At 67.4% G+C, this 26,162-nt stretch carries 21 protein-coding genes; 9 read left to right on the forward strand and 12 right to left on the reverse strand.

The window, feature by feature from the left end; genetic code table 11:
- Positions 1-52 precede the first annotated feature (52 nt).
- The 3 genes from BKA25_RS06525 to BKA25_RS06535 all read left to right on the forward strand — a co-directional run bounded on the left by BKA25_RS06525 (position 53) and on the right by BKA25_RS06535 (position 5,757).
- The gene (locus tag BKA25_RS06525; protein ID WP_069851294.1) at positions 53-2,059 is read left to right on the forward strand and encodes a DUF2264 domain-containing protein; all 2,007 of its coding nucleotides are present in this window, start codon (positions 53-55) and stop codon (positions 2,057-2,059) included.
- 432 nt (positions 2,060-2,491) lie between these two features.
- Positions 2,492-3,769 carry an ABC transporter substrate-binding protein gene (locus BKA25_RS06530; RefSeq protein ID WP_069853966.1) on the forward strand — a complete coding sequence of 426 codons (1,278 nt, stop codon included), beginning with the start codon at positions 2,492-2,494 and terminating at the stop codon, positions 3,767-3,769.
- Positions 3,770-4,110: 341 nt separating this feature from the next.
- Positions 4,111-5,757, forward strand: a complete 1,647-nt coding sequence (locus BKA25_RS06535; RefSeq protein WP_069851292.1) for a glycoside hydrolase family 43 protein — start codon at positions 4,111-4,113, stop codon at positions 5,755-5,757.
- 127 nt (positions 5,758-5,884) lie between these two features.
- On the opposite strand, the gene BKA25_RS06540 is transcribed toward BKA25_RS06535, so the two are convergent.
- Positions 5,885-6,874 (reverse strand): pectate lyase family protein, encoded by a 990-nt coding sequence (locus BKA25_RS06540; RefSeq protein WP_069851290.1) that lies wholly within the window; start codon positions 6,872-6,874, stop codon positions 5,885-5,887.
- 500 nt (positions 6,875-7,374) lie between these two features.
- On the opposite strand from BKA25_RS06540, the gene BKA25_RS06545 reads away from it, so the two are divergent.
- On the forward strand, positions 7,375-8,709 hold the full coding sequence (locus BKA25_RS06545) for a pectate lyase family protein (RefSeq protein WP_069851288.1): 1,335 nt from the start codon (positions 7,375-7,377) through the stop codon (positions 8,707-8,709).
- Between the two features lie 112 nt (positions 8,710-8,821).
- Here BKA25_RS06545 and BKA25_RS06550 read toward each other — a convergent pair whose 3' ends face one another.
- From BKA25_RS06550 to BKA25_RS06580, 7 genes are all read right to left on the reverse strand, one after another.
- A complete protein-coding gene (locus BKA25_RS06550; protein ID WP_236750350.1) occupies positions 8,822-9,163 on the reverse strand; it encodes a hypothetical protein in 342 nt (113 codons plus the stop codon).
- On the reverse strand, positions 9,150-9,854 hold the full coding sequence (locus BKA25_RS06555; protein ID WP_157421206.1) for a hypothetical protein: 705 nt from the start codon (positions 9,852-9,854) through the stop codon (positions 9,150-9,152). Before BKA25_RS06555 ends, BKA25_RS06550 begins: the two co-directional genes overlap by 14 nt.
- A 133-nt stretch (positions 9,855-9,987) precedes the next feature.
- A complete protein-coding gene (locus tag BKA25_RS06560; RefSeq protein WP_069851284.1) occupies positions 9,988-11,124 on the reverse strand; it encodes a Gfo/Idh/MocA family protein in 1,137 nt (378 codons plus the stop codon).
- Entirely contained in the window at positions 11,121-11,699 is a 579-nt protein-coding gene (locus BKA25_RS06565) for a hypothetical protein (protein WP_157421205.1), read from the reverse strand. Before BKA25_RS06565 ends, BKA25_RS06560 begins: the two co-directional genes overlap by 4 nt.
- A gap of 11 nt (positions 11,700-11,710) precedes the next feature.
- On the reverse strand, positions 11,711-12,616 hold the full coding sequence (locus BKA25_RS06570; protein ID WP_084643302.1) for a carbohydrate ABC transporter permease: 906 nt from the start codon (positions 12,614-12,616) through the stop codon (positions 11,711-11,713).
- Complete coding sequence (locus tag BKA25_RS06575) at positions 12,617-13,576, reverse strand: carbohydrate ABC transporter permease (RefSeq protein WP_084643301.1); 960 nt, start codon at positions 13,574-13,576, stop codon at positions 12,617-12,619.
- Between the two features lie 62 nt (positions 13,577-13,638).
- A complete protein-coding gene (locus BKA25_RS06580; RefSeq protein ID WP_236750349.1) occupies positions 13,639-14,877 on the reverse strand; it encodes an ABC transporter substrate-binding protein in 1,239 nt (412 codons plus the stop codon).
- Between the two features lie 290 nt (positions 14,878-15,167).
- Here BKA25_RS06580 and BKA25_RS06585 point away from each other — a divergent pair, with 290 nt between their 5' ends.
- The 3 genes from BKA25_RS06585 (at position 15,168) to BKA25_RS06595 (ending at position 18,503) form a co-directional block, all read left to right on the forward strand.
- Positions 15,168-16,319: a Gfo/Idh/MocA family protein gene (locus BKA25_RS06585; RefSeq protein ID WP_069851279.1), complete on the forward strand. Its 1,152-nt coding sequence runs from the start codon at positions 15,168-15,170 to the stop codon at positions 16,317-16,319.
- A gap of 145 nt (positions 16,320-16,464) precedes the next feature.
- Positions 16,465-17,352 (forward strand): NAD-dependent epimerase/dehydratase family protein, encoded by an 888-nt coding sequence (locus tag BKA25_RS06590; protein WP_069851277.1) that lies wholly within the window; start codon positions 16,465-16,467, stop codon positions 17,350-17,352.
- Between the two features lie 65 nt (positions 17,353-17,417).
- On the forward strand, positions 17,418-18,503 hold the full coding sequence (locus tag BKA25_RS06595; RefSeq protein ID WP_069853963.1) for a mandelate racemase/muconate lactonizing enzyme family protein: 1,086 nt from the start codon (positions 17,418-17,420) through the stop codon (positions 18,501-18,503).
- 18 nt (positions 18,504-18,521) lie between these two features.
- Here BKA25_RS06595 and BKA25_RS06600 read toward each other — a convergent pair whose 3' ends face one another.
- The gene (locus BKA25_RS06600; protein WP_069851275.1) at positions 18,522-18,950 is read right to left on the reverse strand and encodes a hypothetical protein; all 429 of its coding nucleotides are present in this window, start codon (positions 18,948-18,950) and stop codon (positions 18,522-18,524) included.
- A gap of 446 nt (positions 18,951-19,396) precedes the next feature.
- Here BKA25_RS06600 and BKA25_RS06605 point away from each other — a divergent pair, with 446 nt between their 5' ends.
- A complete protein-coding gene (locus BKA25_RS06605; protein ID WP_069851273.1) occupies positions 19,397-21,280 on the forward strand; it encodes a penicillin-binding transpeptidase domain-containing protein in 1,884 nt (627 codons plus the stop codon).
- Between the two features lie 99 nt (positions 21,281-21,379).
- On the opposite strand, the gene BKA25_RS06610 is transcribed toward BKA25_RS06605, so the two are convergent.
- The 3 genes from BKA25_RS06610 to BKA25_RS06620 form a co-directional block, all read right to left on the reverse strand.
- A complete protein-coding gene (locus BKA25_RS06610; protein WP_236751005.1) occupies positions 21,380-23,455 on the reverse strand; it encodes a 3-hydroxyacyl-CoA dehydrogenase NAD-binding domain-containing protein in 2,076 nt (691 codons plus the stop codon).
- A 35-nt stretch (positions 23,456-23,490) separates the two neighbouring features.
- Entirely contained in the window at positions 23,491-24,711 is a 1,221-nt protein-coding gene (locus tag BKA25_RS06615; protein ID WP_069851269.1) for a thiolase family protein, read from the reverse strand.
- A gap of 194 nt (positions 24,712-24,905) precedes the next feature.
- Complete coding sequence (locus tag BKA25_RS06620; protein WP_172803848.1) at positions 24,906-25,154, reverse strand: PLDc N-terminal domain-containing protein; 249 nt, start codon at positions 25,152-25,154, stop codon at positions 24,906-24,908.
- Positions 25,155-25,508: 354 nt separating this feature from the next.
- On the opposite strand from BKA25_RS06620, the gene BKA25_RS06625 reads away from it, so the two are divergent.
- A complete protein-coding gene (locus BKA25_RS06625; protein ID WP_216637752.1) occupies positions 25,509-26,132 on the forward strand; it encodes a CPBP family intramembrane glutamic endopeptidase in 624 nt (207 codons plus the stop codon).
- Positions 26,133-26,162 lie beyond the last annotated feature (30 nt).

Raw genomic sequence — 26,162 nt, forward strand, 5'->3', positions numbered from 1 at the left:
TCGCAAGCAGGCACTATCGGCCTCGTCACGAGGAGGTGCCATCGCCGTGCGAATGCCGGACGAGGATCGAGAGCTGTCCCCGATCACCGGGTGGACCAGGGATCACTGGGCTCAGACCGCCGACCGGATGTTGCTCGGCGTGCGCCGACACGCGTCCTCGACCCATGCGCAGTTCCGGCTGCCCGGCTCCCCGTCGAGATCCGGCGAATGGAGCGATGGCCTGGAGGGATTCGCGCGGACCTTCCTGACCGCGGCCTTCCGCATCGCGGGCAGCGGCGGGGACGACCCGCACGACTTCCTCGGCCGGTATGCCGAGGGCTTGGCGGCGGGAACGGATCCTCGGCACGCGCAACGGTGGCCGACCTTCGCCGAGACCGGCCAGGCCAAGGTCGAGGCGGCATCGGTCGTGATCGGACTCCACGAGACCCGCGAGTGGCTCTGGGACCGGCTCGACGACGACGTCCGACAGCGGGTGGTCGAGTGGCTCGCGCCGCAGGTCGGCGAGCCGGCCATCGATAACAACTGGATCTGGTTCCAGAACGTTACCGAGTCGTTCCTGCGTTCGGTGGGCGGGCCGTGGTCGCAGGCCGATCTGGACCGCAACTGCGAGCTGACCGAGTCCTGGCATCGCGGCGCGGGTTGGTACACCGACGGTGGACTGCGCAAGTACGACTTCTACAACGCCTGGGCCTTCCATCTCTATCCACTGTGGTGGTGTCGGATGTCCCCGGGACTGCCTGCGGCGCAGGAATGGCGCTCGACCTACCTGGATCGCCTGCGGGAGTTCCTGCCCGGGCACGCCGCGTTGTTCGGCGGGGACGGTGCCCCGTTGTTCCAGGGCCGGTCGTTGACCTACCGGTGGGCCGCCCTGGCGCCGGTCTGGGCCTCGGCGGTGTTCGACTCCGGACCGTTCGAGCCCGGTGTGTTGCGGCGTTGGGCCAGCGGAACGCTGCGGTACTTCCTGGACCGGGGTGCCTTGGACGCCGACGACGTGCTCACCACCGGATGGCACGGCTCCTACCCCCCGTTGGCCCAGTGGTATTCCGGGCCTGCCTCGCCGTATTGGGCGAGCAAGGGAATGTTGGGGCTGTTGCTGCCTGCGGACCATCCGGTGTGGACGGCCACCGAGGCGCCGATGCCGGTGGAGGAGTCGGATTTCGAACTCGATCTCCCCGCGCCGGGTTGGTTGGTCTCGGGCACCAAATCGGACGGTGTCGTCCGCGTGGTCAACCACGGCACCGACCGGGCTTCGGACGAGCGGCTCGCCGTCGAGCTGCCGGTCTACACCGCCTACGCGTACTCCACCCACACCGCCGTGCAGCTGGATCCGGCGCTCGAACTGCGGCGGGGCCGGGGGCTGGCCGCCGAGCCGACCGACGCCACGGTGGCCTTGGTGGATGCGGCGGGCTCGCCCTCGATGCGGCCACCGGTGACGCCGCTGGGCGTGGTCGACGGCGTGGGCTTCTCCCGACACCGGGCGCACTGGTCGGTGGACGAGGAGGGCACCGAGTTCCGGATCGGCCCGGTGGTGACGGTCGGGTCGGTCCTGCGAGGCGCGTGGGAGGTTCGGCTGGTCCGGATCACCGAGTCCGACGACGCAGCCGCCGGGTTGCCCGCCGCCCAGCCCGCCACCGGTGATCCGGTCGGCGTCGACGCGGTGTCGTTGCGGGTGACCGGTTGGCCGTTGGCAGGCGCGCAACCGCCGCAGGTCGAGTCGGGGACCGTTGCGCAGGGGGAGTCCCAGATGCGCGAGGAGACGATGGTGGCCGGTGGGCTGCGGGCGCGGTCCAGGGGACTGCGCGGGCTGATCTCGGCGCCTGCGCTGCGGGCCGAGGGCGCCTCGGCGCTGGACCGGTTCTCGGCGACCTCGGTACTGGTCGGTGCGGCGCCGCTCGAGTTGGGCGCGGTGTATGCGGCGGCGTTCGAACTCGCGGGACAGGACAGCGAGTCCACGCTGTCGGTGCTCTCCGTGGCCGTCGTCGAGTCGGACGGTGCCACGCCGGTGATCACGGTGCGTTGGAGCGACGGACGGGATCAGTCCTTCGCCTGGCCGGACTGAGGGCCGCCGCGATTGCGCCCCGGCCGCCGAGGTGGTCGGGGCGTTGTTCTGCGTAAACCGGGCTCGGCGTGCTGCCGTGTCGTCGCGGGGATTGTGCGGGCCGACTGTGGCCGAATTCGCCAGACCTGTGCGCGGATGTCTGCCGCGACACGCCGGGTAGGGACTTTTGTGTAATCGATCACTGGTTCTGGGTTGCCGTAAACCGAATGGAGCACTCGGAGTCACATAACGTCGGAATTAGTGCCGCCGTAGTAACGATGCGTCATGAATCATTGATCCATTCGGCGGAAATATCAGTACCAAATCCGTTAAGGAAATGATACGAGCGGGTCAAGTTTGTGCCCGGTCGCAACGGTCTGATGAGGACTGCTTAGCATCTGTGACCCAGGCAATACGAAGCATTCTCAGCTTAGTGTCGAGAGGGAGGTGCCGGTGTCTCGGTCACGAAGACAACGGGCTGGTGCGATTGTGGCGGTGTTCGCCCTGGGGAGCGCATTGACGGCGTGCGCGGACACCCCGGACGACGGCACGGTGGAACTCTCCTTCCAATGGTGGGGCAACGACGAGCGTGCCCAGGCGACCCAGGCGGCGATCGACCTCTTCATGGCCGAGAACCCCGATATCAGGGTCGAGGTGTCCTACGCCGACTACAACGCCTACGTCGAGCGGCTTTCCACCCAGGTCGCGGGCGGCAACAGCCCCGACGTCATCCAGACGGACACCCCGTTCCTCCGGGAGTTCGCCGATCGGGGAGTGCTTCGCGACCTCGGCGAATACGTCGGTGAGGGAATCGACACCGGCAGCCTGCCCACCGAGCTGATCGATGCGGGCAGCATCAACGGCATTCTGTACGGCCTGCCCGCCGGACAGAACACCCAGGCGATCCTGCTCGACAACGCCATCTGGGAGGAAGCCGGAGTCACGCCGCCCGAGGCAGGCTGGACCTGGGCGCAATTCGAGGCCGCGGGCGCCGAGCTGCACGAGGCCACCGACGGCGAGGTCTACGGCTACACCGACGTCGGCGGATTCTCCGACTGGTTCGACTTCTGGCTGCGTCAGGACGGCAAGGCGCTCTACAACCCGGACGGCACCCTCGGCTTCGAGGAAGCCGACCTGGTCGCCTTCTGGACCTGGACCAAGGGCCTGCAGGACAACGGAACCTTCACCCCTGCCGAGGTGACGACCACCTTCACCGGCGGTACCGACACCTCGCCATTATTGGCGGGCCGTGCGGGCGGCGAGTTCAACTACGACTCCACCGCGCCCGGCTACCACGCGGCCTTCGACGGTGAGATCACGCTGTCGCCGTGGCCCACCGACACCGGCAGCAGCGGGATGACCGCGGGCGCCGCCTCGATGTACAGCATCGGTACCGCCAGCGAGCACCCGGAAGAAGCAGCGCAGCTGATCGACTTCATGGTGAACAACGTCGAGGCGGGTCAGGAATTGGGCGTGGTGCGCAGCATGCCGCCCAACAGCGCGGTCCGCGAGGCCATCGCCTCGGAGTTGGACGGCCCCAATCAACAGGTCTTCGAGTACCAGGAAAGCGTGGCGGGGATGCTGAGCGGTGCGCCGCCCGCGCCGCCTGCTGGCGCCGGATCGGTGAAGCGTTCCTTCACCGTCGTCTACGATTCCTTCAACTTCGGCGGGATGTCCGTCGAGGAGGCCGCCGCACAGTTGATCGGCGAGGCGGAACAATCGATCGGCTGACGAGAACCTCACACGGTTCGATGGCGTGAACGCCGGTTCGTCGAGTGCGAATCCGTATTCGTCCTCGGGGCGATCGATAGCGAGGGCGGGTCGTCGCGACGACGATGATCCAACCGTCCCGATGAACGCCGAAGACGATATGTCGCCCACCGTCGAACCGTGCGAGATGGTGCCGGACGCAGTCGTGGGGATCGTGTCTTCAAGTGGCCGATCTACCACCGCGCCGCACCATCGATGCCCACTCACCTGATCGAGTAGTACACCGGGCGGCCGGGGTCGAGCACCTTCGACCCCGGCCGCCTGACTTTCCTCCGGCCGCAACCGAACGAGAGGTCGCCTTCGTGTCGAACAGCGCAGAACCGACGGTCACCGAGATCGAGGGCGACGAACCGCCGTGGGTGGCCGATCTGGGCGACGGGACGTACCGGAACCCGGTCCTCTTCACCGATCTGTCCGATCCGGACGTCATCCGCGTCGGCGAGGACTTCTACCTCGTCGCCTCGACCTTCGCCTGCGTGCCGGGGCTGGTGCTGGCGACCTCCCGCAACCTCGTCGACTGGCGACTGATCGCCAACGCACTACCCGAGCAGCAGCCCACCGAGGTCTATGCCACGCCGCAACCGGGCAAGGGCGTGTGGGCGCCCGCCCTGCGCCATCACGCCGGGCGGTTCTACATCTTCTACGGCGACCCCGACTTCGGGATCCGGGTGCTGGACGCGGAGCACATCGAGGGCCCGTGGTCGGAACCGAGGTTGATCAAGCCGGGTCTCGGACTGATCGACCCTTGCCCGTTCTGGGACGCCGACGGGACCGCCTACCTGGTGCACGGCTGGGCGGCCAGCCGATCCGGGATCAAGAACCGGTTGACACTGCACCGGATGAACGAGGCCGCCACCGAGTTGCTCGACGACGGACACCTGGTGATCGACGGCGACCAGGTACCGGGCTGTAACACCCTGGAGGGTCCCAAGCTGTATCGCCGCGGGGACTGGTACTACATCTTCGCCCCAGCAGGCGGGGTGGCCACCGGCTGGCAGTCGGTGTTCCGATCCCGCTCCATCGACGGTCCCTACGAGCACCGGATCGTGCTCGCGCAGCGCGACACCGAGGTCAACGGGCCGCACCAGGGCGCCTGGGTGGACACCCCGGCAGGCGAGGACTGGTTCCTACACTTCCAGGACCGGGGGGTCTACGGCCGGATCGTGCATCTGCAGCCGATGCAGTGGCTGCCGTCCGAATGGCCGGTCATCGGTGTCGACCCGGATGAGAACGGCTGCGGACGGCCGGTGTTGGTCCACCCCAAGCCCGCCCTGCCCTCGATCGACCCGGCCGACCGCGTCGTCGAGGAGACCTTCGCTCCCGGCGAACTGGGTCCGCAGTGGTCCTGGCAGGCCAATCCGGACCCGCGTTGGTGGTCGCTGTCCGAGGAGCCGGGCACCCTGCGGTTGGCGGCGCTACCGGAGGAGAACGCGGGCGATCTGCGGTCCCTCGGTCAGGTGCTCACCCGACGGATGCCCGCCGAGGAGTTCGTGGTCACCGTCGACCTGGGCCTGAATTCCGGTGCGACGGAGGCCGACCGGCGGGGCGGGGTGGTCGTGATCGGCTACGACTACGCCTGGGCCGGGATCGTCGCGGGCCCGGATGGTCAGCGCGTGGTGCTGCGACGCAGGCGCGCGGACGAGGACGTGGAGACCGAACTGGACTCCAGGAACCTGGCCACCGAGAATCTCGCGACCAGCGTGCGTATTCGGCTGGTGGTGACCGCAGGCGGTCACTGCCGGTTCGCGGTCGCGGGTGCGGATGGGGAGTTCGTCGGACTCGGTGGCGGCGCCGACGCGATCTTCGCGGCGACCGCCGGTCGTTGGGTGGGCGCCAAGATCGGGCTGTTCGCGGTCGCCGAGCCTGCTGCCGAGCCTGCGGCGACGGAACCCGGTTTCCTTGCTGTCGACAGGGTTCGGGTGACCGCTCTGCCTGCGGATTCGCAGTAGGACGGCGATTCGGCACGACTAGCCTGCGTCAGTCACCCCCCGGCAACGGCCGCGACCCGCAGCGCCCTGACGGCGGCTGCGGGTCGCGGTCATGCAGTCATGGTGTGGCTGGGAGGAATTGCTCGCGTCAGGACACGCCCGCGCCGTTGCCGACGATCGAGGGGATGCTCGACGCGGAGTCCGCGTTGTAGGAGTAGGGCACTCCGACGAAGCTGCCTCGGGTGTTGGGCGAACCGGAGTTCGAGTAGACGTTGTTGCGCTCGACCAGGTCGCCCGGGTCGGAGCTGGCGTAGCCGACCTCGGTGGGGGTGTCGACGCCCTGGAAGTAGTTGCCCTCGACCAGCACCGAGGCGTTCTCGGTCGACGCGATGCCGTACTCGTTGCTGTTGAGGTAGTAGTTGTTGAACACGTGCACGCCCCGGCCGTAGCGGATGCGCGGGTTACGGGTGTTGGTGTTGTCGTAGAAGTTGTGGTGGTACGTCACCCGCAGGTGGTTCGCGTCCGCGCTGTGGTTGTCGCTGTGGCCGAGCAGCGAGGTCTTGTCCGTTCCGTCGAAGTGGTTCCACGAGACGGTGACGAAGTCCGACTCCCGCTTGATGTCGAGCGAGCCGTCATAGCCGGGCAGGAACGTGTTGTGGTCGATCCAGATGTTGGTCGAACCGTCCTGCACGTTGACCGAGTCGTCGTCGGCATTGGCGAAGGTGATGTTGCGGATGATCACATTGTGCGCGCCGTCGACGTCGATGCCGCCGCCGTTGATCCGGGCGTTGTTGATGCCGATCAACGTCTTGTCCGAGGCGATGTCGTTCATCCCGCTCAGGTTGATCGTGCCGCTGACCTGGATGATCCGGGAACCGCTGGCCTGCATGTTGCTGATGAGCTGGGAGGCGGAGGTCACGGTGACGGTGCTCCCGCCCGCGCCGCCGGTGGTGCCGCCGTTGGTGGAGGCCCAACCGATGGGGCCCGCCTGCAGCACGCCGGGGTCGGCGGTGGGCTCGGCCGGATCGGCCTGAGCGGCGGTCACGCTGGTGATGGCGAGCAGGAGGGCACCTGCGGCGGCGAACGCGGCGGTCAACCGTCTGTTCGGGCGCGAGGTACGTACTGAGGAAGACGTCATTGTCAATCCCTTTCCACGTGCAGCCGATGGGGGATAGCGGGGGTCGCTGCGAACCTTCGGTGGCTATTCGGGGGAATGGAAACCATATGCCGAAGGACTTGGAAAACGTTATCCAAGTTCCGTCATTCTTACCATCACTCCGCGCGATCGCTCAATGAGCCGAACGGTCCAAATTGTTGGTCCGCCGAGCGTATTCTCGCTCGTTTCGGTCTAGATGGGGAGCGGTTGGCTACCACCGTAGTCGGGTGTTGACCAGGAGTTCCCCGGCCAATAGGGTGACGGAAAGCGCTTACTCGGCTGAGATTGGGGCATGGGTGGACTCGCTGAACCGAATGCGAGAAAGCGTTTCTCGTGACCCGATTCCCCGGTTTGCACGGCGGGTGTCCCGAATGGCGAGAAATATAGTGCTGCTCCGGTTGAGTTTGCGGTCGTGCATCGTCGATATTCGACGATGCGGGCATTGTTGATAGATCGAATTGATCGAATGAATAAGGAGCACCATGCGAAGAGCGATTGTCATCGCGCTGGCATCGGCCCTGGCCGTGCCCGCAGCGGGACTGGCCGGGTCGATTACCGCCTCGGCGGACGATGCCATCGAACCCGGTCCGGGCCACCACGGCGAACTCGGTAGACAGGTCCTGCCCGCCAACGACGGGTGGGCCTCGGCCGACGGCGGCACCACCGGCGGCGCGGGCGCAGCCGGCGAGGACGTGTACCGCGTGACCGACCATGCCGAACTCACCGAGGCATTGCGTGCGGCGCAGGACAGGCCGAGCATCATCGAGGTCGAGGGGATCATCGACGGCGACATCGATGCCGAGGGCAATCAGCTGACCTGCCAGGATCACGCAGACCCCGGCTACACCCTCGACGCCTATCTCCAGGCCTACGACCCGGAGACCTGGGGCGATGCCGACCCGAGTGGGCCGCTGGAAGAGGCCCGAGCCCGCTCGGCCACCAACCAGGCCGCGCACCTTCGCCTGGATGTACCCGCGGACACCACCATCGTCGGGGTAGGCGACGACGCCGAGATCCGAGGCACCAGTCTGCGGGTGTCCGGTGTGGACAACGTGATCATCCGCAACATCGAGTTCGAGGCACCCGTCGACTGTTTCCCGCAATGGGACCCCACCGACGGCGAGCTGGGCGCCTGGAACTCCGAGTACGACGCGATCTCACTGGTGGAGGCGACCCACGTTTGGATCGACCACAACACCTTCCACGACGGTCGATTCCCCGACAGTGAACTGCCCGACTACTACGGCGTGCCCTACCAGGTTCACGACGGGCTGGCCGACATCACCAACGGATCAGACCTGGTGACGGTGTCCTGGAACGTGTTCCGCGACCATGACAAGACGATGCTGATCGGCTCCTCGAACACCCGCTTCACCGACCGGGGCAAGCTGCGCGTCACGTTGCACCACAACCTCTTCGACGGCATCCTGCAGCGCGCACCGAGGGTTCGCTTCGGACAGGTGCACATCTACAACAACCACTACGTGATCCGCGAGGGCGAGGGATACCTGTACAGCTACGGCGTCGGCGTCGAGTCGGCGATCCGCTCGGATCGGAACTTCTTCCGGATGTCCGGTGTGCCCGCGGGCGACGTGATCTACAACTGGGGCGGGACCACCGTGCACAGCACGGGCGACATGGTCGCCGACGACCGGGGACGGCGTCGAGTCGACCTGCGAGCAGCGCACAACGACGCACACGGCGGTGAACTGTCCGACGCGGTCGGCTGGAACCCCACCCGGCACACCCGGATCTGGCCTGCGGTCGCGGTGCCCGCTCTAGTGAATGCCAAGGCGGGCTCGGGGCAGCTGCGCTGATCCAGCGTGATCGACGGACCGGCGCGTGCGAAGAGCCGGTCTGAGTCGGAGGCTCCGGGTTCGAGCGACCCGTTGCCTCCGACACTCGATCCTGCGGGGCCGCTCGGCGGCCTCAGTCCTGCGGCGGCTGCGCTGTGGCAGGCAGGTCGAACCAGCAGATCTGGCCGGGCATGGGGCTGATGCCGTCGCGGATCATGGCGGCGACCTCGTGTTCGATGCGGTCGGCGGATTCGGTGGGGGAGGTGGGCCAGGGTGTGAAGCCCTCGGTCTCGGTGAGGGTGCCCGGGACGATGGTCTGCTCTCGGACGAACTGCACCGCTGCCTCGCCTGCCTGTTGCAGCAGGTCATCGGATGAGCCGGTGACCTCACGGATCATGCTCAGCATGTCGTCGAAGGAGAACCAGTCCTCCTCGGCTTCCTCGACGACGTAGCGACGAAGCTCAGCCAGCATCATCGATCCACCCTTCAGTATTGACGTGAATCTTCAACCGTCGCTGATCGGGAAGTTTGATGTCGATAGTGGGCTCGACCGTCGTCTTCGACTTCGTTCGGTACCCGATGCGCGTTCCGTCCGGCAACAAGACCGACGATCCAGCGTAGGTCGCATCGTGTAACCGCTCGCCACCACTACTGAGGGCGTCGAATAGGGCATCAAGCTCCTCGACCGACCGCACCTCCCGTATCGCATATTTCTTTCGGCGCGCAGGGTGCCGACCGATGGCACGTCCCGCATCGATCACATGCTCGGCCGCAGTGAGACCGTCCCAGGCGCCGACTCCTAACGCTGCGGTGACCTCACGTTGGGAACGACGAGTGTGAGCGCCCGGTTCCGACGAGGCGCGTGGTCCGGCAGCAGCCTGTGTTTCGTGTGTATAGGTCGCGCCACCCACCCCATCGGTTAACGCAAGGGCGGCATGGAAACCAAGCACGACGCCTTCGGCCTGGGCGAGACGGTGCTGCTCCTCCGTGATGGTCTGTCGAGCGCGCACGAGCAGCGCGAGGCCCTGTGCTGCGCTCGTGGCCCGTGCCCCCTCCAGGGCTCTCGTGGCGATGTCCAGCGCCTCATCGAGGCGTACGGCCGCTACCGATAGCGCCTGACGAGCCTGCTCGGTCCGCTGTGCGGCGGCCAGCGTTCGCGCGGCCACCTGCCGAAGAATGGACATATCGCACCCCCATGATCACGTTAAGCGATCAGAGGTGACGGACCGGCGATCATTTCCCGGGTTCACCCGGTCGGGACCGGTCCGCGCGACCGCGGACCACGGGACCCGCAGCCCGCTAGGACCAGCCGATGCCCAGATCCGAGAACAACGCGACCCGCTCCGCGCTGGCCTGCACCACCGCGTCGACGCCGTCGATGATCGGGCGACGGGTCGGTCCCTCTCCGACCATCCGATAGTGCTCGGCCGCGAGCTCCGTCGCCGGTCCGTCCAGCCGGATCGCCTCCAGCACCGCCATGAACGAATGGCAGCGGGTGGCGGGCGACAGCAGAGCGACCGATGGATCCGCGACGTGCTCGACGAGATTGCCCAGCAGGTTGGTGCGCGGCCACACCCCGCTCTCCTGCTCGATGCCGTCGACCTCCAGCCGCAGTTCGTCGCGGGTGTACCAGAGACGCACGGTGCCCGTGCTGCCATGCAGCAGGAGAACCGGGTCCCGGGTCTGCTCGGCGCACAGGGTGACCGCGATGGTCACCGGCAGGCCCGCAGCGGTCACCACCCGGACGCAGGCGGTGTCGTCGGTCTCGATCGGATGAGCGCGGAAGCGTTCCACCTCGATGGACCGCACGCTGCCCTGCTCCTGGGCATCGGCGATCCGCAACGCCGAGGCGACGGCGTGGGCGAACGGGTTGGTGAGCGCCCCATCGGTGACGGCGACTCCGTCGAGCACCAGCTTGCCCGCCCAGGCCGAACGCCCGTAGTAGGACGCATCCCGGATCCAGGTTCCCGCGCCGCCGATGCCGCGTAGCTCGCCGATCGTGCCGTCGGCGATCAACTCGCGGGCCCGGTCCAGCGCGGTGGAACCCAGACTCTGGAAGCCGATCTGGCAGGCCCGTCCGGTCTCGGCCGACACCGCGAGCAGTTCCTCGAACTCGGCGAGCGTCGCGGTCGGGGGCTTCTCCACCAGGACGTGCGAACCCGCGCGCATGGCCTGCACCGCGAGTGGCACATGGGTGTGGATCGGGGTGGCGATCACAGTGATGTCGGGGACCTGCCGCGCCAGCAGTTCATCGAGCGAGCCCGTCACCCTCGGCCCACCGAGCCGATCGACGAGTTCGGCGTGCGGCGGGGTGGGGTCGGCGATGCCGATCACCTGGATGGCGCCTCGGTCGGTGAGCCCGATCTGATTGTCCAGGTGGACCCGGCCGTAGCCGTGCGCGCCGACCTGGGCCACCGTCACCGTATTGCCGTTCACTTTCGCCCTCGCATCGTCACGGCCACCGCGGCGAGCAGCATGAGGCCGGTCACCAACGGCAGCATCAACCAGGTCTGTCCGATGATGACGACCGACGCCACCAGCGCACCCAACAGCAGTGCGCTGCCACCCGGATCCCGAACGGTGGTCAGCATGGCCTCGCGTACCGCACTGGTCCAGCCGCTCTCGGCCGTCCAGAGCAGCGCGGCGCGGAGACCGATCACGACACCGATCGCGGACAGTCCGATGAGCACCGGCCGATAGAACTCGGCGCCGGGCATCCCCGCCGCCAGCGCGATCGAATTGAGCACGTACACCGCGAGCACGCCGAGCGGGGCCAGCAGCACGGCCTTCTGCGCGCCGATGATCGCGCCGACGCGCCGCAGATACTGGCCGATCGTGAAGGTGCTGTCGTCGCGGACGCGATGCCGCAACAGATCCGCGCCCGCCGTCACCGCGGCGAAGGCGGTGACCACGGGCAGCGCGGCGAAGAACACCAGCACCCCCAGATAGAGGGTGTCGGCGAACAGCACGAACCGGCCGCCGAAGATGTTGCCACGCCCACCCGTGGTCACCGAGGCCATGGTCAGCCCTTCAATCCCGAGGTTGCCAAGCCTTCGACCAGGTATCGCTGGAAGGCGAAGAAGAACAGGCCGATCGGCACCAGCGTCAACACCGACATGGCGAACATCGGGCCGTAGGCCGAGACACTCGTCTGGTCGATGAACAACCGCAGCGCCAACGGCAACGTGTAGTTGTCCGGGGTGCTGAGGTAGATCAACTGGCTGAAGAAGTCGTTCCAGGTCCAGATGAACGTGAAGATCGCCGTGGTGATCAACGCGGGTCGGGCCAGCGGCAGGATGATGTAGTAGAACAGCCGCAGCGGGCCACAGCCGTCGATCGTCGCGGCCTCGTCCAACTCACGCGGTAGACCGCGCATGAACTGGATGATCAGGAAGACGAAGAACGCCTCGGTGGCGAGGAACTTCGGCAGGATCAACGGCCAGAACGTGTCGACCATGTCGAGGTTCTGGAAGATGATGTACTGCGGGATCAGCACGACGTGGTGCGGCAGCATGAGCGTCATCAGCATGAAGCCGAACATCGGCTTGCTCAGCTTGAAGCGAAGCCTGGCGAAGGCGTACGCCGCCAACACACAGGACAACACGTTGCCGATCACCGAACCACCCGCGATGAACAGCGAGTTGAACAGGTAGGTGCCGAAACTGGTGCCACCGATGCCCTGCAGGGCATCGTCGAAGTTCTGCCAGGTCGGGTTCTCGGGAAGCAACGACAGGCTGGTGATGACCTCGTCGGCGGGCTTCAGCGAGGCGCCCAGCAGCCAGGCGATCGGGTAGAGCAGTACGGCGATGATCGCCAGGATCGAGATATGCCAGATGATGCTGCGCACCCGGCCGGGCTTCTTACTGCTCTTCGGGACGACGGGGGAGGGCCCCCGGTTCTCGGGTGCGCTCAGGGTCGCGGTCGTCATCTACTTGTCCTCTCCGGCGTAGAACACCCACCGGCCGGACGTCTTGAAGAGCAGTCCGGTGAACAGTGCGATGGTCAGGAGCAGCAGCCACGCCATCGCCGAGGCGTAGCCCATCTGGAAGTCTTGGAACCCGCGCTGATACAGGTACAGCGTGTAGAACAGCGTCGAGTCGGCGGGGCCGCCCTGCCCGTTGCTGACCACGAACGCGCCGGTGAAGGACTGGAACGAGTTGATGATCTCCATCACGAGGTTGAAGAAGATCACCGGCGACAGCATCGGCAGCGTCACCGAGGTGAAGGTCTTCCAGGTGCTCGCGCCGTCCACGGCCGCGGCGTCGTAGAGGTCCTGCGGGATCTGCTTGAGGCCCGCGAGGAAGATGACCATCGGGGCGCCGAACTGCCAGACCGCCAGGATGACGATGACGTACATGGCGTAGTCGGGCTGATTGATCCAGCCGCCGGTGTTGATGCCGATGAACCCGAGGACATTGTCGACCGCACCGTCGTCGGTGAACAGCGACCGCCACACCAGAGCGATGCTGACGCTGGCACCCAGCAGCGAGGGCGCGTAGAACGCGGACCGGTAGAAGCCCTGGCCCTTCCTCGGTCGGTTGAGCAATAACGCGACACCGAGTGCGGCCGCCAGCTTCAGCGGCGCCGAGAGGAAGACGTACTGGAAAGTCACGCCCACCGAGGACATGAACCGGTCGTCCTGGGTGAACAGTCGGATGTAGTTGTCCAGACCGACCCATTCGGGCGCGGTGAACAGGTTGTAGTCCGTGAAGGACAGGTACAGCGAGGCCACCATCGGACCGATGGTGAGCAGCACCGCTCCGGCGATCCACGGGGAGAGGAACAGATAGGCGATGCCCGTCTGATCCTTCTTCTTCGACCCCTTGCCAGCGGCGCCAGCCTTATTGGGCTCTGGTGATGCCACTTCTTTGACTTGTTGCGCGACCATGACCTTACCTATCCCGGGGGTGCGGCCGCCGATGGCGACCGCACCCGCACAACGGGCTCTCCTCAGAGCTCTTGCTCAGCGCGTTCTAGGAACTGGTCCACCGCGTCGTCGATGGACAGTTGTCCGAAGCCGACCACCGAGTTGAGGCGTTGCCACTCGCGTTTGAGTGCGCTGTTGCCCGGTGGTGGGGCGGACGGGGGTTCTTCGAGTTGGTCGGCCAGGGCCTCCTCGTATTCGTAGACGAGTTGGTCGGGGCCTTGGAGTTCGGCGCCGACGGCCTCGCGGACCTCGGTGTTGACGGGCATGCCTCGGGAGGTGCCCAGGATCTGTCCGGCTTCGACGTCGTTGAGCAGGAAGTCGACCAGGGCGGCCGATTCCTCCGGGTGCTCGCTGTTGGCTGCGATGCTGATCAGCATGCCGGGCTTGGCGAACTGCCCGACCCGGTCACTGCCCTCGATCCGAGGCATCGGCGCCAGATTGATGCCGTCGGGCAACACCGAGAAGAAGCTGACCGCGGTGCTGTCCCAGGTGAAGTCGGCGAAGGCCGTGCCCTGGGCCAGTGGGGAGTTCTCCACCGCGCCATCGATCTCGGAGGTGATGTTGGCCGGGGTCGATGCCTCGGTGCTGCGGAATTCGTCGAGGAGTTCGAGGTAGGCGGTCAGGTCGTCGCGGTCGAAGCCGAGTTGGTTGTCCTCGGTGTAGAGGTCCTTGTCCTGCTGACGCAACCACACCTGGAACGTCTCCCAGGACCACCCGAAGTCCGTGGTCCCGAACGTCTCACCACCCGAGGCCTCGGTCAGCTCCTGACTGCGCTGCAACAACTCGTCCCAGGTCCAGCCCTCGGCCGGTAACTCCACCCCGGTCTCGGCCCACGCCTGCTCGTTATACGCCCACGCATGGGTGTTCTGCGCCATCGGCAACGCGAACATGCTGCCCTCGATCTCACCCGAGGACGCCAGCAACGGGGTGATATCCGCGGTCCGCAACACGTCCTCATCGAACTCGTGCAAATCCGCCAACACCCCCCGATCCCCGTACTCCCGCAGATACGCATAATCCATCTGGATCACATCAGGAGCGTTACCCCCGGCCACCTCCGTGGCCAACCGCTCGAAATACCCCGAGAACGCCGCATACGACGTGTTCACCGTGATATTCGGATGCCGCTGCTCGAACAACGCAACAGCCTCCTCGGTGATCTCCGCACGATCATCACTACCCCACCAGGTGAATCGCAACTCCACCTGACCGTCGGCGCCATCGCCGCCGTTGCCACCGCAAGCCGCTACCAGTCCAGCCACTGCGATCACCGCGAGCGCCGATCTTCCCCGTCGTAACGGTGAGCGTCGCTGCACACCCATCCGGGCCTCCTGTTTAGGACAAGTGCCGGCCAGGGTGACCGAGCACTCTGGAAAGCGTTTACCGAAAACTAGGCGGCCTATCCGGTGGTGTCAATCACACGGCCGAAACAAGACGGACTCGTGATCAGAGCTGGTGTCGGACTACTTGCGCGCTCACCAAGTCGGGGCTTGGCGCGCGGTCGCGCACCGGTTACGGTGGAAAGCGCTTTCCTGCTGAGAGGTAAGGACGTATGGACACTCAAGTGCTGGGTATCGCGATGAACGGGATCACCGGACGGATGGGCTATCGCCAGCATCTGCTCCGCTCGATCCTGGCCATCCGGGAGGCGGGCGGCGTCGCGCTGTCCGATGGGACACGGGTCATGCCCGAGCCGATCCTCGTGGGGCGCAGCGAGCAGAAGCTCCGCGAATTGGCCAGGCGGCACAAGCTGGATCGGTGGACCACCGACCTCGGTGAGGCCCTGGCCGCCGACGACGTGTCGATCTACTTCGACGCGCAGGTGACCAGCGCGCGCGAGGAGGCGGTGCGCCGGGCCGTGGAGGCGGGCAAACACGTCTACACCGAGAAGCCGACCGCCACCTCCCTGGAGGGTGCGATCGCCCTGGCCAAGGTGGCGAAGGCGGCAGGCGTGAAAACCGGTGTCGTGCAGGACAAACTGTTCCTGCCCGGCCTGATGAAGCTCAAGCGGCTCGTCGAGGGCGGCTTCTTCGGTCGCATTCTCTCGGTGCGCGGCGAATTCGGATACTGGGTGTTCGAGGGCGATTGGCAGCCCGCTCAGCGCCCGAGCTGGAACTATCGGGCCGAGGACGGCGGCGGCATCGTCGTCGACATGTTCCCGCACTGGCACTACGTGCTGGAGGACCTGTTCGGCACGGTCGAGGCGGTCACCGCCAAGGCGGTCACGCATATCGACCGCCGCTGGGACGAGCAGAACCAGGAATACCGCGCCACCGCAGACGATTCGGCCTACGGGATCTTCGAGCTCGAAGGCGGGATCATCGCGCAGATCAACTCCTCCTGGTCGGTCCGGGTCAACCGGGACGAGCTGGTGGAGTTCCAGGTCGACGGCACCGAGGGCAGCGCCGTCGCCGGACTGCGTTCCTGCCGCGTGCAGCACCGCTCGGCCACTCCCAAGCCGGTGTGGGACCCGGACGTCGCGCAGCCCGAGCCCTTCCGCGACCAGTGGCAGGCCGTGCCGGACAACGGCGAGCTGGAGAACGGCTTCCGTGTCCAGTGGGAGATGTTCCTCCGGCACGTCTGCGAGGACGCCCCCTTCCCGTACGACTTCCTGGCAGGCGCACGGGGCGTGCAGCTCGCCGAGGCGGGACTGCAGTCCTCGCGCAGTGGCAGCCGGGTGGAGATCCAACCCATCGCACCCTAGGGATGCGTGCCGGTTCGGCGGTTGCCCCTGCGTCCGTCGAACCGGGATCCTGCATTCGGACACCATGGACGGACACAGCCGATGCGTGGTGTCAGGTGTGTGAAGAGCGAGAACACAGGCCAGAACGAGACCAGGAGGTCGACCAGTGCGGGTGCTCGTCACCGGAGGCAGCGGCAGACTCGGGCGAAGCGTGCTGACCGCAGTGGCCGAAGCAGGCCACGAACCCGTGTGCGTCGACCTGGTCCGCCCACCCGCCGGGCAGGTCCCCTACGAGTCCTTCGCGGTGGACCTGCTCGACACCGGCGAGTGCTTCAGCACGGTCGCCCGGTACCGGCCGGACGCGATCGTGCACCTCGCGGCGGTGCCCGTCCCGTTCCTGCGCACCGACGTTGCGACCTTCCGCACCAACACACAGATGGTCTTCAACGTGTGCCAGGCCGCAGCCGACCTGGGTGTCGGCACGGTGCTCGCAGCCAGCAGCCCCACCCTGATGGGCTACGGCAACCCGGCGGGCTGGCAGCCTGACTACCTGCCGCTGGACGAGGAGCATCCGACCAAGCCGTGGAACGCCTACGCGTTGTCCAAGGTCGTCGCGGAGGAGACGATCCAGGCCTTCGCGCGGCGTTGGCCCGATCGCATCGCCTGCCACGCCTTCCGGCCCTGCTTCGTGGTCTCGCCGGAGGAATGGTCGGGGGCGCCGACCCAGACCGGCGACACGATCGAGCAGCGCCTGGATCGGCCGGAACTGGCCTCGGTGTCGCTGTTCAACTACCTCGACGCCCGTGACGCCGGTGATTTCGTCGCCGCGCTGCTGGCCAAGGCACGAGACATCCCGCCGGGACAGGTCTTCTTCGCAGGCGCGCAGGACGCGTTGGCCAGGGAGCCGCTTGCTCGGCTGCTCCCCGAGCACGCCGGGGTGTCGGCGGAGTCGGCCTCGGGGCTGACCGGCACGGCTCCCGCCTTCAGCAGCGCCAAGGCCGAGCGGCTGCTCGGTTGGCGGGCGAAGCGGAGTTGGCGCACCGAACTCCGGTAGGGCCCACAACACCGCCGATTCGTCGAGACCACGACGCCTTGTTCGAGAAGGGGACGCACGACCGCATGCGCATCACCGAGCTGACCAGCCAGGCCTACACCGTGCCGCTGGAGCGATCGTGGGGTCCGGGCGTCGACCAACACCATCTGATCGTCACCACGATTCGCACCGAGGACGGGCAGACCGGCACCGGCTTCAGCTGGACACCGCTGGTCGGCGCGCATTCCGTGCTCGCCATGCTCGAACACGATCTGCCCAGGCTGGTCGTGGGCGCCGAACTCGCGCCTGCCTGCGTGCTGTGGGATCGCTGGTGGGCCGGACTGCACGAGGGCGGCTCGGGCGGCATCACCACGATGGCGATCGCCGCCGTGGACATCGCGTTGTGGGATCTGCGGGCGAAGGCGGCGGGCCTGCCCCTGGTCGATTTCATCGGCAGGCGCCGGGAGAGCGTCGGGGTGTACGGCAGCGGCGTCAACCTCTACTACGAACTCGACGAACTCCTCGATCAGGTGCGCGGGTTCGTCGCGGCAGGCCAGCGTGCGGTGAAGATCAAGGTCGGTTCCCCCGAGCTGGAACGGGATCTCGAACGGGTGGCCGAGGTTCGCGGGATCCTCGGCGAGCATCGGTTGCTGATGATCGACGCCAATCAGCGTTGGGATCACCCCACCGCCGTGCGGGCGATCCGGTCCCTGGCCGCCTACGACCCGTATTGGATCGAGGAACCGCTGCTGGCCGACGAACTGCCCGGACTGGCTCGGTTGCGTGCCGAGGTACCGGTTCCGGTGGCCGTCGGGGAGAACCTTCGCACCGTCTACCAGTTCCGGGACGCGCTCACGGCGGGAGCGGTGGACTTCGTGCAGCCCAACGCCGTGCGCGTCGGTGGGATCACCCCGTTCCTACGGATCGCCGAGTTGGCCGCGACCTTCGGGGTCCCGACCGCCCCACATCTGCTTCCGGAGCTGTCCGGTCAGTTGGCGATGTGCGTCGGTGCGGTGTCCATGGTGGAGGACATCGACAACGCATCGTTCCAGGCGCTCGGCGCGCTCGCCCAGCCCAGCGGGGTGACGGTGCAGGCCCCGGTGGTGCACACGGCGACCGCACCGGGCCACGGCCTGATCTTCGCTACGGAGCGGCTCACTCCGCTGAACTGAGTCGTCGCCGCGCGGTGTTCACCGGGCGGCCAGCGCGGCGCGGAACCGTTCGTCGTGCTCGTCGACGATCGGGTCCGCCTGGTCGCCGACGAAGACCGCGACCGCCGAGCCACCATGCGCCAGCGTCTCGCGGATCTCGCGCCAGGCCGCGAGATTGGGATGGTCGTAGTCCCGACATGCCTCGGCCGGGCTGAGCATCATGATGGCCTCGTCGAGAGTGGCCGCGTCGACCGGATAGACGGCCGTGCCCGCCGAATGGCCGCACACCGTGGCCAGCACCACAGCCGACAGGAAACCCTCGTCGACGTTGACGGCGGGGAACGAGGCGACACCGTCGACCACACCGCCCAATCCGAAAGCGCTGGGGCGAACCCACCCGGGAAGTGCCTGTTCGAGAAGGCCTCGTGCGGTGGCGATCGCATCGACGGTAGACCATTGCTCGGCCATTTCCACGTTCCTCTCTGCAGCTTCGGGGCAAAGCCTAGGCCCGCCCGCCGCGTCCGCTACTCCGGCGCAGCAGAGCATTGACCGGCTCGGATGTCGACCGGCGAACGGGTGAGCCTGCCTGCCCCGATGCGTGATCCGCGGCAACGTCGACCCGGTGGGTTTGCCCCGCGCGAACCGGGATTCGGTCGAGAATGTTCCACCGTCCACCATGGCGCACTTCTGCGGATACCCGCAGGCGCGATAACGTAGGCACATACCACAGGCTGCTCTGTTTGGCTGTGGTAAAGCCGACTATGTCGGTGCAAACCCGTCAATGGTCCGGTGCGTCTTATTGCTAGTCAGATAGATCGTGCTTTCGCTCGGGGGCGATTCACGAAGGCGGCCTGTGTGGTGGCGATCGCCGTCGCGCGGCCTTGGTGATCCGGCTGTCGAGGAGAGGTTTCCAGATGCGCGTTGGTAGACGGTCGGCGGTGATCGCCGGCGTCGCGATTCTGATCGGCGGCGGACTCGCCGCGTGTTCCAGCGGTCGATCCGGTGCGGAGGCCGCCGCCGAGGAGTTCGCCGAGGCCTGGCAGGCGGGCAACCTCGACGGACCCGCCTATCTCGACCACTCCGGCGAAGAGGCCCAGGAGTGGTACAACGAGATCGTCGACAAGGTGAGCGGCGAGGTGAGCCAGATATCCGTCGGCGAGATCACCATCGACGATGCATCGGCCGAGGCTCGACTCGATGTGTCCTGGGATCTGGGCGCGGGCGGGCAATGGGAGTACGAGAGCACCCTCGACCTGCGCCAGCAGGGCGATGACTGGCGGATCGCCCTCGATGTGGGGGCGATCCATCCGGATCTCGTGGACGGCGAACGGCTGCGGACGCAGACCGCCTCGGCGCAACGCGGTGAGATCGTGGACTTGGACGGCGAGCCCATCGTGGCGGCGCGGCCCGTGGTGGTGGTCGGCGTGCAGCCCAGCGCCGTGACCGACGCCGTCGCACTCGCGGACGTCCTCGGCGCGGCGCTGGCCGCCGACGGGGTCGACACCGGTGACCTCCCGGACCGGATCGCCTCGGCGGATCCGGAGAGTTTCGTGGAGGTGGTCACGCTTCGCGAGGAGCGCTATCGGGAGATCCGCGACCAGATCTACGAGCAGCCCGGCACCGTCTTCCGTGAGGAGACCATGGAACTGGCCCCGACCAGGGAGTTCGCCAGGGCGTTCCTCGGCAGCGCGGGCCCGGTGACCGAGGAGATCATGGAGGACAACCCCGGCCGCTATCGGGTGGGTGACATCGTCGGCCTCAGCGGCCTGCAACGGACTCTGGACGAGCGACTGCGGGGCACCGAGGGCGTCACGGTCCTGATCGACGGAACCGAACGCGAGCTGTACAGCTCGGAGCCCGTCGCGGGGGACACGATCACCCTGACCCTGGACGCCGAGGTGCAGAACGCCGCCGACCGGGCCCTGGCCGCCGAGCCGAGGCTCAGCGCACTGGTGGCCGTGCGGATCAGCGACGGCAACGTACTCGCGGTCGCGGGCGGCCCCGACGGCGGCTACGGCGATGTCGCGCTGCACGGCCGCGTGCCGCCCGGCTCCACCTTCAAGATGGTCAGCGCGCTGGCGTTGCTGGAACAGGGCTCCGTCGACATCGATCAGCCCGTCGCCTGCCCGGCCACGATCGAGGTCGAGGGCTACACCATCAAGAACGCCTTCCCGGAGCCCTTGGGTGAGGTGCCCTTCCGGGAGGACTTCGCGCGCTCCTGCAACACGGCCTTCGTCGCGTTGGCCCCGGAACTGGGCACCGACGGACTCACCCGCGCAGCGGCCGATCTGGGCATCGGCGGCGACTGGGGCGTCGGCATCGACGTCTTCACCGGCTCGGTGCCGCACACCGAGACGGCCTCGGCCCAGGCCGCCTCGGCCTTCGGTCAGGGTGAGACCACGGTCAGCCCCATGACGATGGCCGCCGCCACCGCAGGCGTCGCCGCAGGAAAGTGGAAGCAGCCGAGGTTGGTGGTGGAGCCGGATCAGCCCGCCGTCACCGAGGAACTCGGGGAGCCGCTGGACCAGGAGGCGGTCGACGGTCTGCACACGATGATGCGGGAGGTCGTCACCGACGGCACCGCGACTCGGTTGGCGGAGGTGCCCGGCGAGCCGGTGCACGGCAAGACCGGTACCGCCGAATACGGCACCGAGGACCCGCCGCGCAGCCACAGCTGGTTCGTCGGTTGGCAGGGCGATGTGGCCCTGGCCAGTTTCGTCGAGGACGGCGGGGACGCGGGCGGCCCGGCCACCGCCGCCGCCGAACGGTTCCTTCGCGATCTCAACGAGGACGACTAGGCCCACAGCCGACGAACGCCCCGTCCACCCGAGAACATCCGGGTGGACGGGGCGTTCGACGTTCGACCGAAGCCGGTGGCCCGCGAGTCGCGGACGACGTCAGCTACTGGGCGAAGCGACTCCGGGTGCGAGGAACCTGCGCTCGTTGACCTGCTCGGAGATCCCCGCCCGGTCCAGATACGGCGTGATGCCGCCCAGCCAGAACGGCCAACCCGCACCCAGGATCATGCAGAGGTCGAGGTCCTGAGCCTCGGCGACCACACCCTCGTCGAGCATGATCGCGGACTCCTCGGCCAGGGCCGACAGCGCGCGACGACGCACGTCCTCCTCGGTGAGCACCGTGGAACCCTGCTGCCAGAGTTCGGCCACCTCGGGGTCGATGCGCTGGTTGCCCTGCTCGTCCCAGGTCCACACCGCGGGCTTGCCCGCAGCGACCAGCCGCCGCATGTTCTCGCTGACACCGAAGCGCTCCGGGAACGCCTCGTGCAGCGTCTCGGCGACGTGCGTCGCCACGGCGGGACCCACCAGCTGAACCAGTACCAGCGGGCTCATCGGCAGGCCCAGCGGTGCCAGCGCGCGGTCGGCGACGTCGAAGGGGGTGCCTTCGTCGATCGCGCGGATGACCTCGCCGAGGAAGCGTGTGAGCAACCGGTTGACCACGAACGCAGGGGCGTCCTTGACCAGGACACACGACTTCTTGAGGTTCTTGCCGGTGGCGAAGGCGGTGGCCAGGGCGGCGTCGTCGGTGCGCTCGCCGCGCACGATCTCCAACAGCGGCAGCACGGCCACCGGGTTGAAGAAGTGGAAGCCCACCACTCGCTCGGGGTGCTGTAGCTTCGCGGCCATCTCGGTGATGGACAGCGAGGACGTGTTGGTCGCCAGGATCGCCTCGGGGGAGACGTGCTCCTCCAGTTCGGCGAAGATCTGCTGCTTGAGCGACAGCTCCTCGAAGACCGCCTCGATGACGAAGTCGGCGTCGGAGAAGGCGGCCTTGTCCAGCGAACCGGTGACCAGTTCCTTCAGTCGGTTGGCCTCGTCCGGCGAGATCCGGCCCTTGCCCAGCAGCTTGTCGACCTCGGCGTGGACGTATCCGACGCCCTTGTCGATCCTGGCCTGGTCGATGTCGGTGAGGACCACCGGCACCTTCAGCCGTCGGACGAACAGCAGCGCGAGCTGGCTGGCCATCAGGCCCGCGCCCACCACGCCGACCTTGCCGACCGTCCTGGCCAGGCCCTTGTCCGGGGCACCGGCAGGCCGCTTGACCCGACGCTGCACCAGGTCGAAGGAGTACAGGCCCGCTCTGGTCTCGTCGGACATCAGCACGTCGGCCAATGCCTCGGTCTCGGCGGCGAAGCCGACGTCGAGGTTGTTCTCCCTGGCCAGTTCAAGCAGGTCGACGGCGTGCTGCGGGCCGGGGGCCGCACCCTGGGTCTTGCCGGTGACCAACGCCTGGGCCCTGGCCACGGCGGCATCCCAGCCCGCACCCCGATCGATCTCGGGACGCTCGACGGTGATCTCACCACGCACCACGGCCGCGGCCCAGTCCAGCGACCGTTCCAGGTAGTCCGCCGACTCCAACAGCACGTCGACGATGCCCAGCTTCGCCGCCTGGGCGGGCTTGAGCATCCGGTTCTGGTTGAGCGAGTTCTCCACCATCACCGTGACGGCCGCGTCCGGGCCGATCAGGTTGGGCAGCAGCTGGGTGCCACCCCAACCCGGGAACAACCCGAGGAAGGTCTCCGGCAGGGCGATCACGCCCGCGTTGCTGGCGATGGTCCGGTACTGGCACGACAGCGCCAGTTCCAGGCCGCCACCCAGCGCCGCGCCGTTGACGAAGGCGAAGGTGGGGACCGGCGAGTCGATCAGCCTGCGGAACACCCGGTGGCCGGTCGCGGCGATCCAGTCCGCCTGATCCCGGGAGGTGAGCTTGCCGATGCCCGAGAGGTCGGCGCCCGCAGCGAAGACGAAGGGCTTGCCGGTGACCGCGATGGCCGCAGGCTCGGCGGCGAACGCCGTGTCCAGCGCCTCGTCGAGGCTGATCAGGCTCTGCGGCCCGAGGGTGGACGGCCGGGTGTGGTCGTGCCCGTTGTCGATGGTGATGAGCGCGAACGGGCCGTCCAGACCCGGTACCCGGATGATCCGGGTGAACGCGTGGGTGACGACCTCGTCGGGCATTGCCGCCTTGAGGTCCTCGATGGACAGTGTGCTGCTCACTTGTCGCCCCCGTTCCATGCAGGGTTCTCCCAGATCACGGTGCCGCCCATGCCGATGCCGATGCACATCGTCGTGATGCCGTAACGGACGTCGGGACGCTCGGCGAACTGGCGGGCCAGCTGGGTCATCAACCGAACGCCGGAGGAGGCCAGCGGGTGGCCGCAGGCGATCGCGCCGCCCCACTGGTTGACCCTGGGGTCGTCGTCGGCGATGTCGAAGTGGTCGAGGAAGGCCAGCACCTGGACGGCGAAGGCCTCGTTGATCTCGAAGAGACCGATGTCGTCGATGCTCAGGCCTGCCCGGGACAGCGCCTTCTCGGTGGCGGGCACCGGTCCGACGCCCATCACCTCCGGCTCGACGCCCGCGAAGGAGTAGCCGACCAACCGCATCGCGACCGGCAGACCGAGTTCGACGGCGGTCTCCTCGGCGGCCAGCAGTGCGCTGGTCGCGCCGTCGTTGAGGCCTGCGGCGTTACCCGCGGTGATCCGACCGTGCGGGCGGAACGGGGTACGCAGCGACGCGAGGGTCTCCACGGTGGTGCCCGGTCGGGGTGCCTCGTCCTCGGTGGCCAGGCCCCAGCCCAGCGTGCTCGAACGGGTCGCCACCGGCACGAGGTCCTGGCTGATCTTCCCGGCCTTGACCGCGTCGGCGAACCGCTCCTGGCTCGCGGCGGCGTAGGCGTCGGTGCGGGCCTTGGTCAGGTGCGGGAAGCGGTCGTGCAGGTTCTCGGCGGTCTGGCCCATGACCAACGCGGAGGGGTCGACCAGCTTGTCGGCCAGGAAGCGGGGGTTCGGGTCGACGCCCTCGCCCATCGGGTGCCTGCCCATGTGCTCCACGCCACCGGCGATGGTGACGTCGTAGGCGCCGAGCGCGATACCGCCGGCGGTCGCGGTCACGGCGGTCATCGCGCCCGCACACATCCGGTCGATCGAGAAACCGGGGACCGAGCGGGGCAGACCCGCCAGGAGGGCGGCGGTGCGGCCGATGGTCAGACCCTGGTCGCCGATCTGGGTCGTGGCGGCGATGGCGACCTCGTCGATGCGCTCCGCAGGCAGCTGGGGGTTGCGGCGGAGCAGTTCCCGGATGGCCTTGACGACGAGGTCATCGGCTCGGGTCTCCGCATAGATGCCTTTCGGGCCTGCCTTGCCGAACGGCGTGCGCACGCCGTCGACGAAGACCACGTCCCGAAGTGCACGTCCTGCGACGTTTGCGGCCACGGCGTGCTCCTCCTCAAAAGCTCGGGGTCGGCTGTTCGCAGGCGGCGCGGTGGCGTGAGGGGCCAGCCGTGCTACCCGCCGGTAACAATCACTCTAGCCCTTGCTACCGGCTGGTAACCAGTGGTTGGCGACTAGCCGTTCGAGATTTGCAGGCAGGCCGGAGCACGTCGAACCTACCTTGACGTCTGCGCAGGTCAGGGCGCGGTGGGGACGTCGTCGGCCGCGCTGCGCTGCGCAATGCCCGCGAGCGAGACCTTCCGCTGGTGATCAAGGATCAGAAACACCAGCGCACCGAGTACCGGAATGGCGAAGATCACCAGTACCCAGATCAGGGTCTGCCCGAGGTTCCATCTCTCGGTGGTGACCACGATGAGTAGAGCGAGGATGATCACGGCGCCCCCGGCGCTGATCAACCCCGCTATCACGAGTCCGGAAGTGTCCACGCTGATCTCCCGTCGACGAGTGAAGGCGGATCGTCGGCGCGAATCCGATGGCTGCAGCCGGGATGACCCGCCACCTCCAGGGTGCCGTCAGTGCCTCCGGATTACTACCCTGCGTAGATAATCATGAAACTCGCTGTCGGGGCGCCAACGACGCGGCTGCTCGGCCCGCCCGATCGGTCGCAATGCGCTCCAGCGGTGGTTCGGGTGCCCGGCGCAGGCAATAGCGTTTGAGTCTGCCCCGGGGCATGGCTTTCTACTCTGCCTATGAATCAAGAGTCTCTGCCTTCCGCGCCCTTCGCCCCGCCGGGATCCGGGCGGCCCGACCGCCCGGGCTGGCCCGAGATCATCGCAGGCGTGTTGACCGCGCTCGCAGCTCTGGCGGCGACTCCGCTCCTGCTCAGCCTGTTGTCGGAGGCCGATGCCGCCATGCAGGGGCTCGCCCTCGCGGCATGGTCGGTGTTCACTCCGTTCGCGGGCTTCGCGGTCGCGGCACTCGTGCGCATCCGAGGCTGGGCGGCCTTCGGCGTCACACGCACGACGTGGCGGTGGCTGCTGATCGCCGTTGCGGTCGGTGTCGGCACCTTCATTGTCAAGGGCTTCGTCAACATGGGTGCGGCCGCGGTGTTCGGTATCGACGGAGAGGCCCAGCTGCCCTATGTCGAAGCGGCCGGGAGCGGCCTGCTCCCACTTATCCTGACCTTCGCGTTCATCTCCCTTTTCGTGCCGATCGGCGAGGAACTGCTTTTCCGTGGCGTCCTGATGCGAGGATTGCTTCGCTACGGACCGGTTGTCGCGGTCCTGTCCAGCACGATCGTGTTCGCGCTTTTTCATGGTGTGAACCTCGCATTGCCGAGTGCGGTCGTCTTCGGCATTGCGACCGCAGAGATTGCGCGGCGCAGCGGCTCTATCTGGCCTGCCGTCGTCGTGCACGTGATCAATAACCTTGCGCTGCCGGTGTTCGCCATCCTCGCAATGTGACATCGAACTTGAGTCTGCCCTGGGGCAAGC

Origin of the sequence: Actinoalloteichus hymeniacidonis (assembly GCF_014203365.1) — a bacterium.
Classification (GTDB): domain Bacteria; phylum Actinomycetota; class Actinomycetes; order Mycobacteriales; family Pseudonocardiaceae; genus Actinoalloteichus_A; species Actinoalloteichus_A hymeniacidonis.

Excerpts from the sequence above, each read along its gene's own strand:
- BKA25_RS06570 (WP_084643302.1), bottom strand. The coding sequence starts at position 12,616 with ATGACGACCGCGACCCTGAGCGCACCCGAGAACCGGGGGCCCTCCCCC.
- BKA25_RS06540 (WP_069851290.1), bottom strand. The coding sequence starts at position 6,874 with ATGACGTCTTCCTCAGTACGTACCTCGCGCCCGAACAGACGGTTGACC.
- BKA25_RS06600 (WP_069851275.1), bottom strand. The coding sequence starts at position 18,950 with ATGGCCGAGCAATGGTCTACCGTCGATGCGATCGCCACCGCACGAGGC.
- BKA25_RS06605 (WP_069851273.1), top strand. The coding sequence starts at position 19,397 with ATGCGCGTTGGTAGACGGTCGGCGGTGATCGCCGGCGTCGCGATTCTG.
- BKA25_RS06545 (WP_069851288.1), top strand. The coding sequence starts at position 7,375 with ATGCGAAGAGCGATTGTCATCGCGCTGGCATCGGCCCTGGCCGTGCCC.
- BKA25_RS06585 (WP_069851279.1), top strand. The coding sequence starts at position 15,168 with ATGGACACTCAAGTGCTGGGTATCGCGATGAACGGGATCACCGGACGG.
- BKA25_RS06575 (WP_084643301.1), bottom strand. The coding sequence starts at position 13,576 with ATGGTCGCGCAACAAGTCAAAGAAGTGGCATCACCAGAGCCCAATAAG.
- BKA25_RS06550 (WP_236750350.1), bottom strand. The coding sequence starts at position 9,163 with ATGATGCTGGCTGAGCTTCGTCGCTACGTCGTCGAGGAAGCCGAGGAG.
- BKA25_RS06595 (WP_069853963.1), top strand. The coding sequence starts at position 17,418 with ATGCGCATCACCGAGCTGACCAGCCAGGCCTACACCGTGCCGCTGGAG.
- BKA25_RS06525 (WP_069851294.1), top strand. The coding sequence starts at position 53 with ATGCCGGACGAGGATCGAGAGCTGTCCCCGATCACCGGGTGGACCAGG.
- BKA25_RS06610 (WP_236751005.1), bottom strand. The coding sequence starts at position 23,455 with ATGCCCGACGAGGTCGTCACCCACGCGTTCACCCGGATCATCCGGGTA.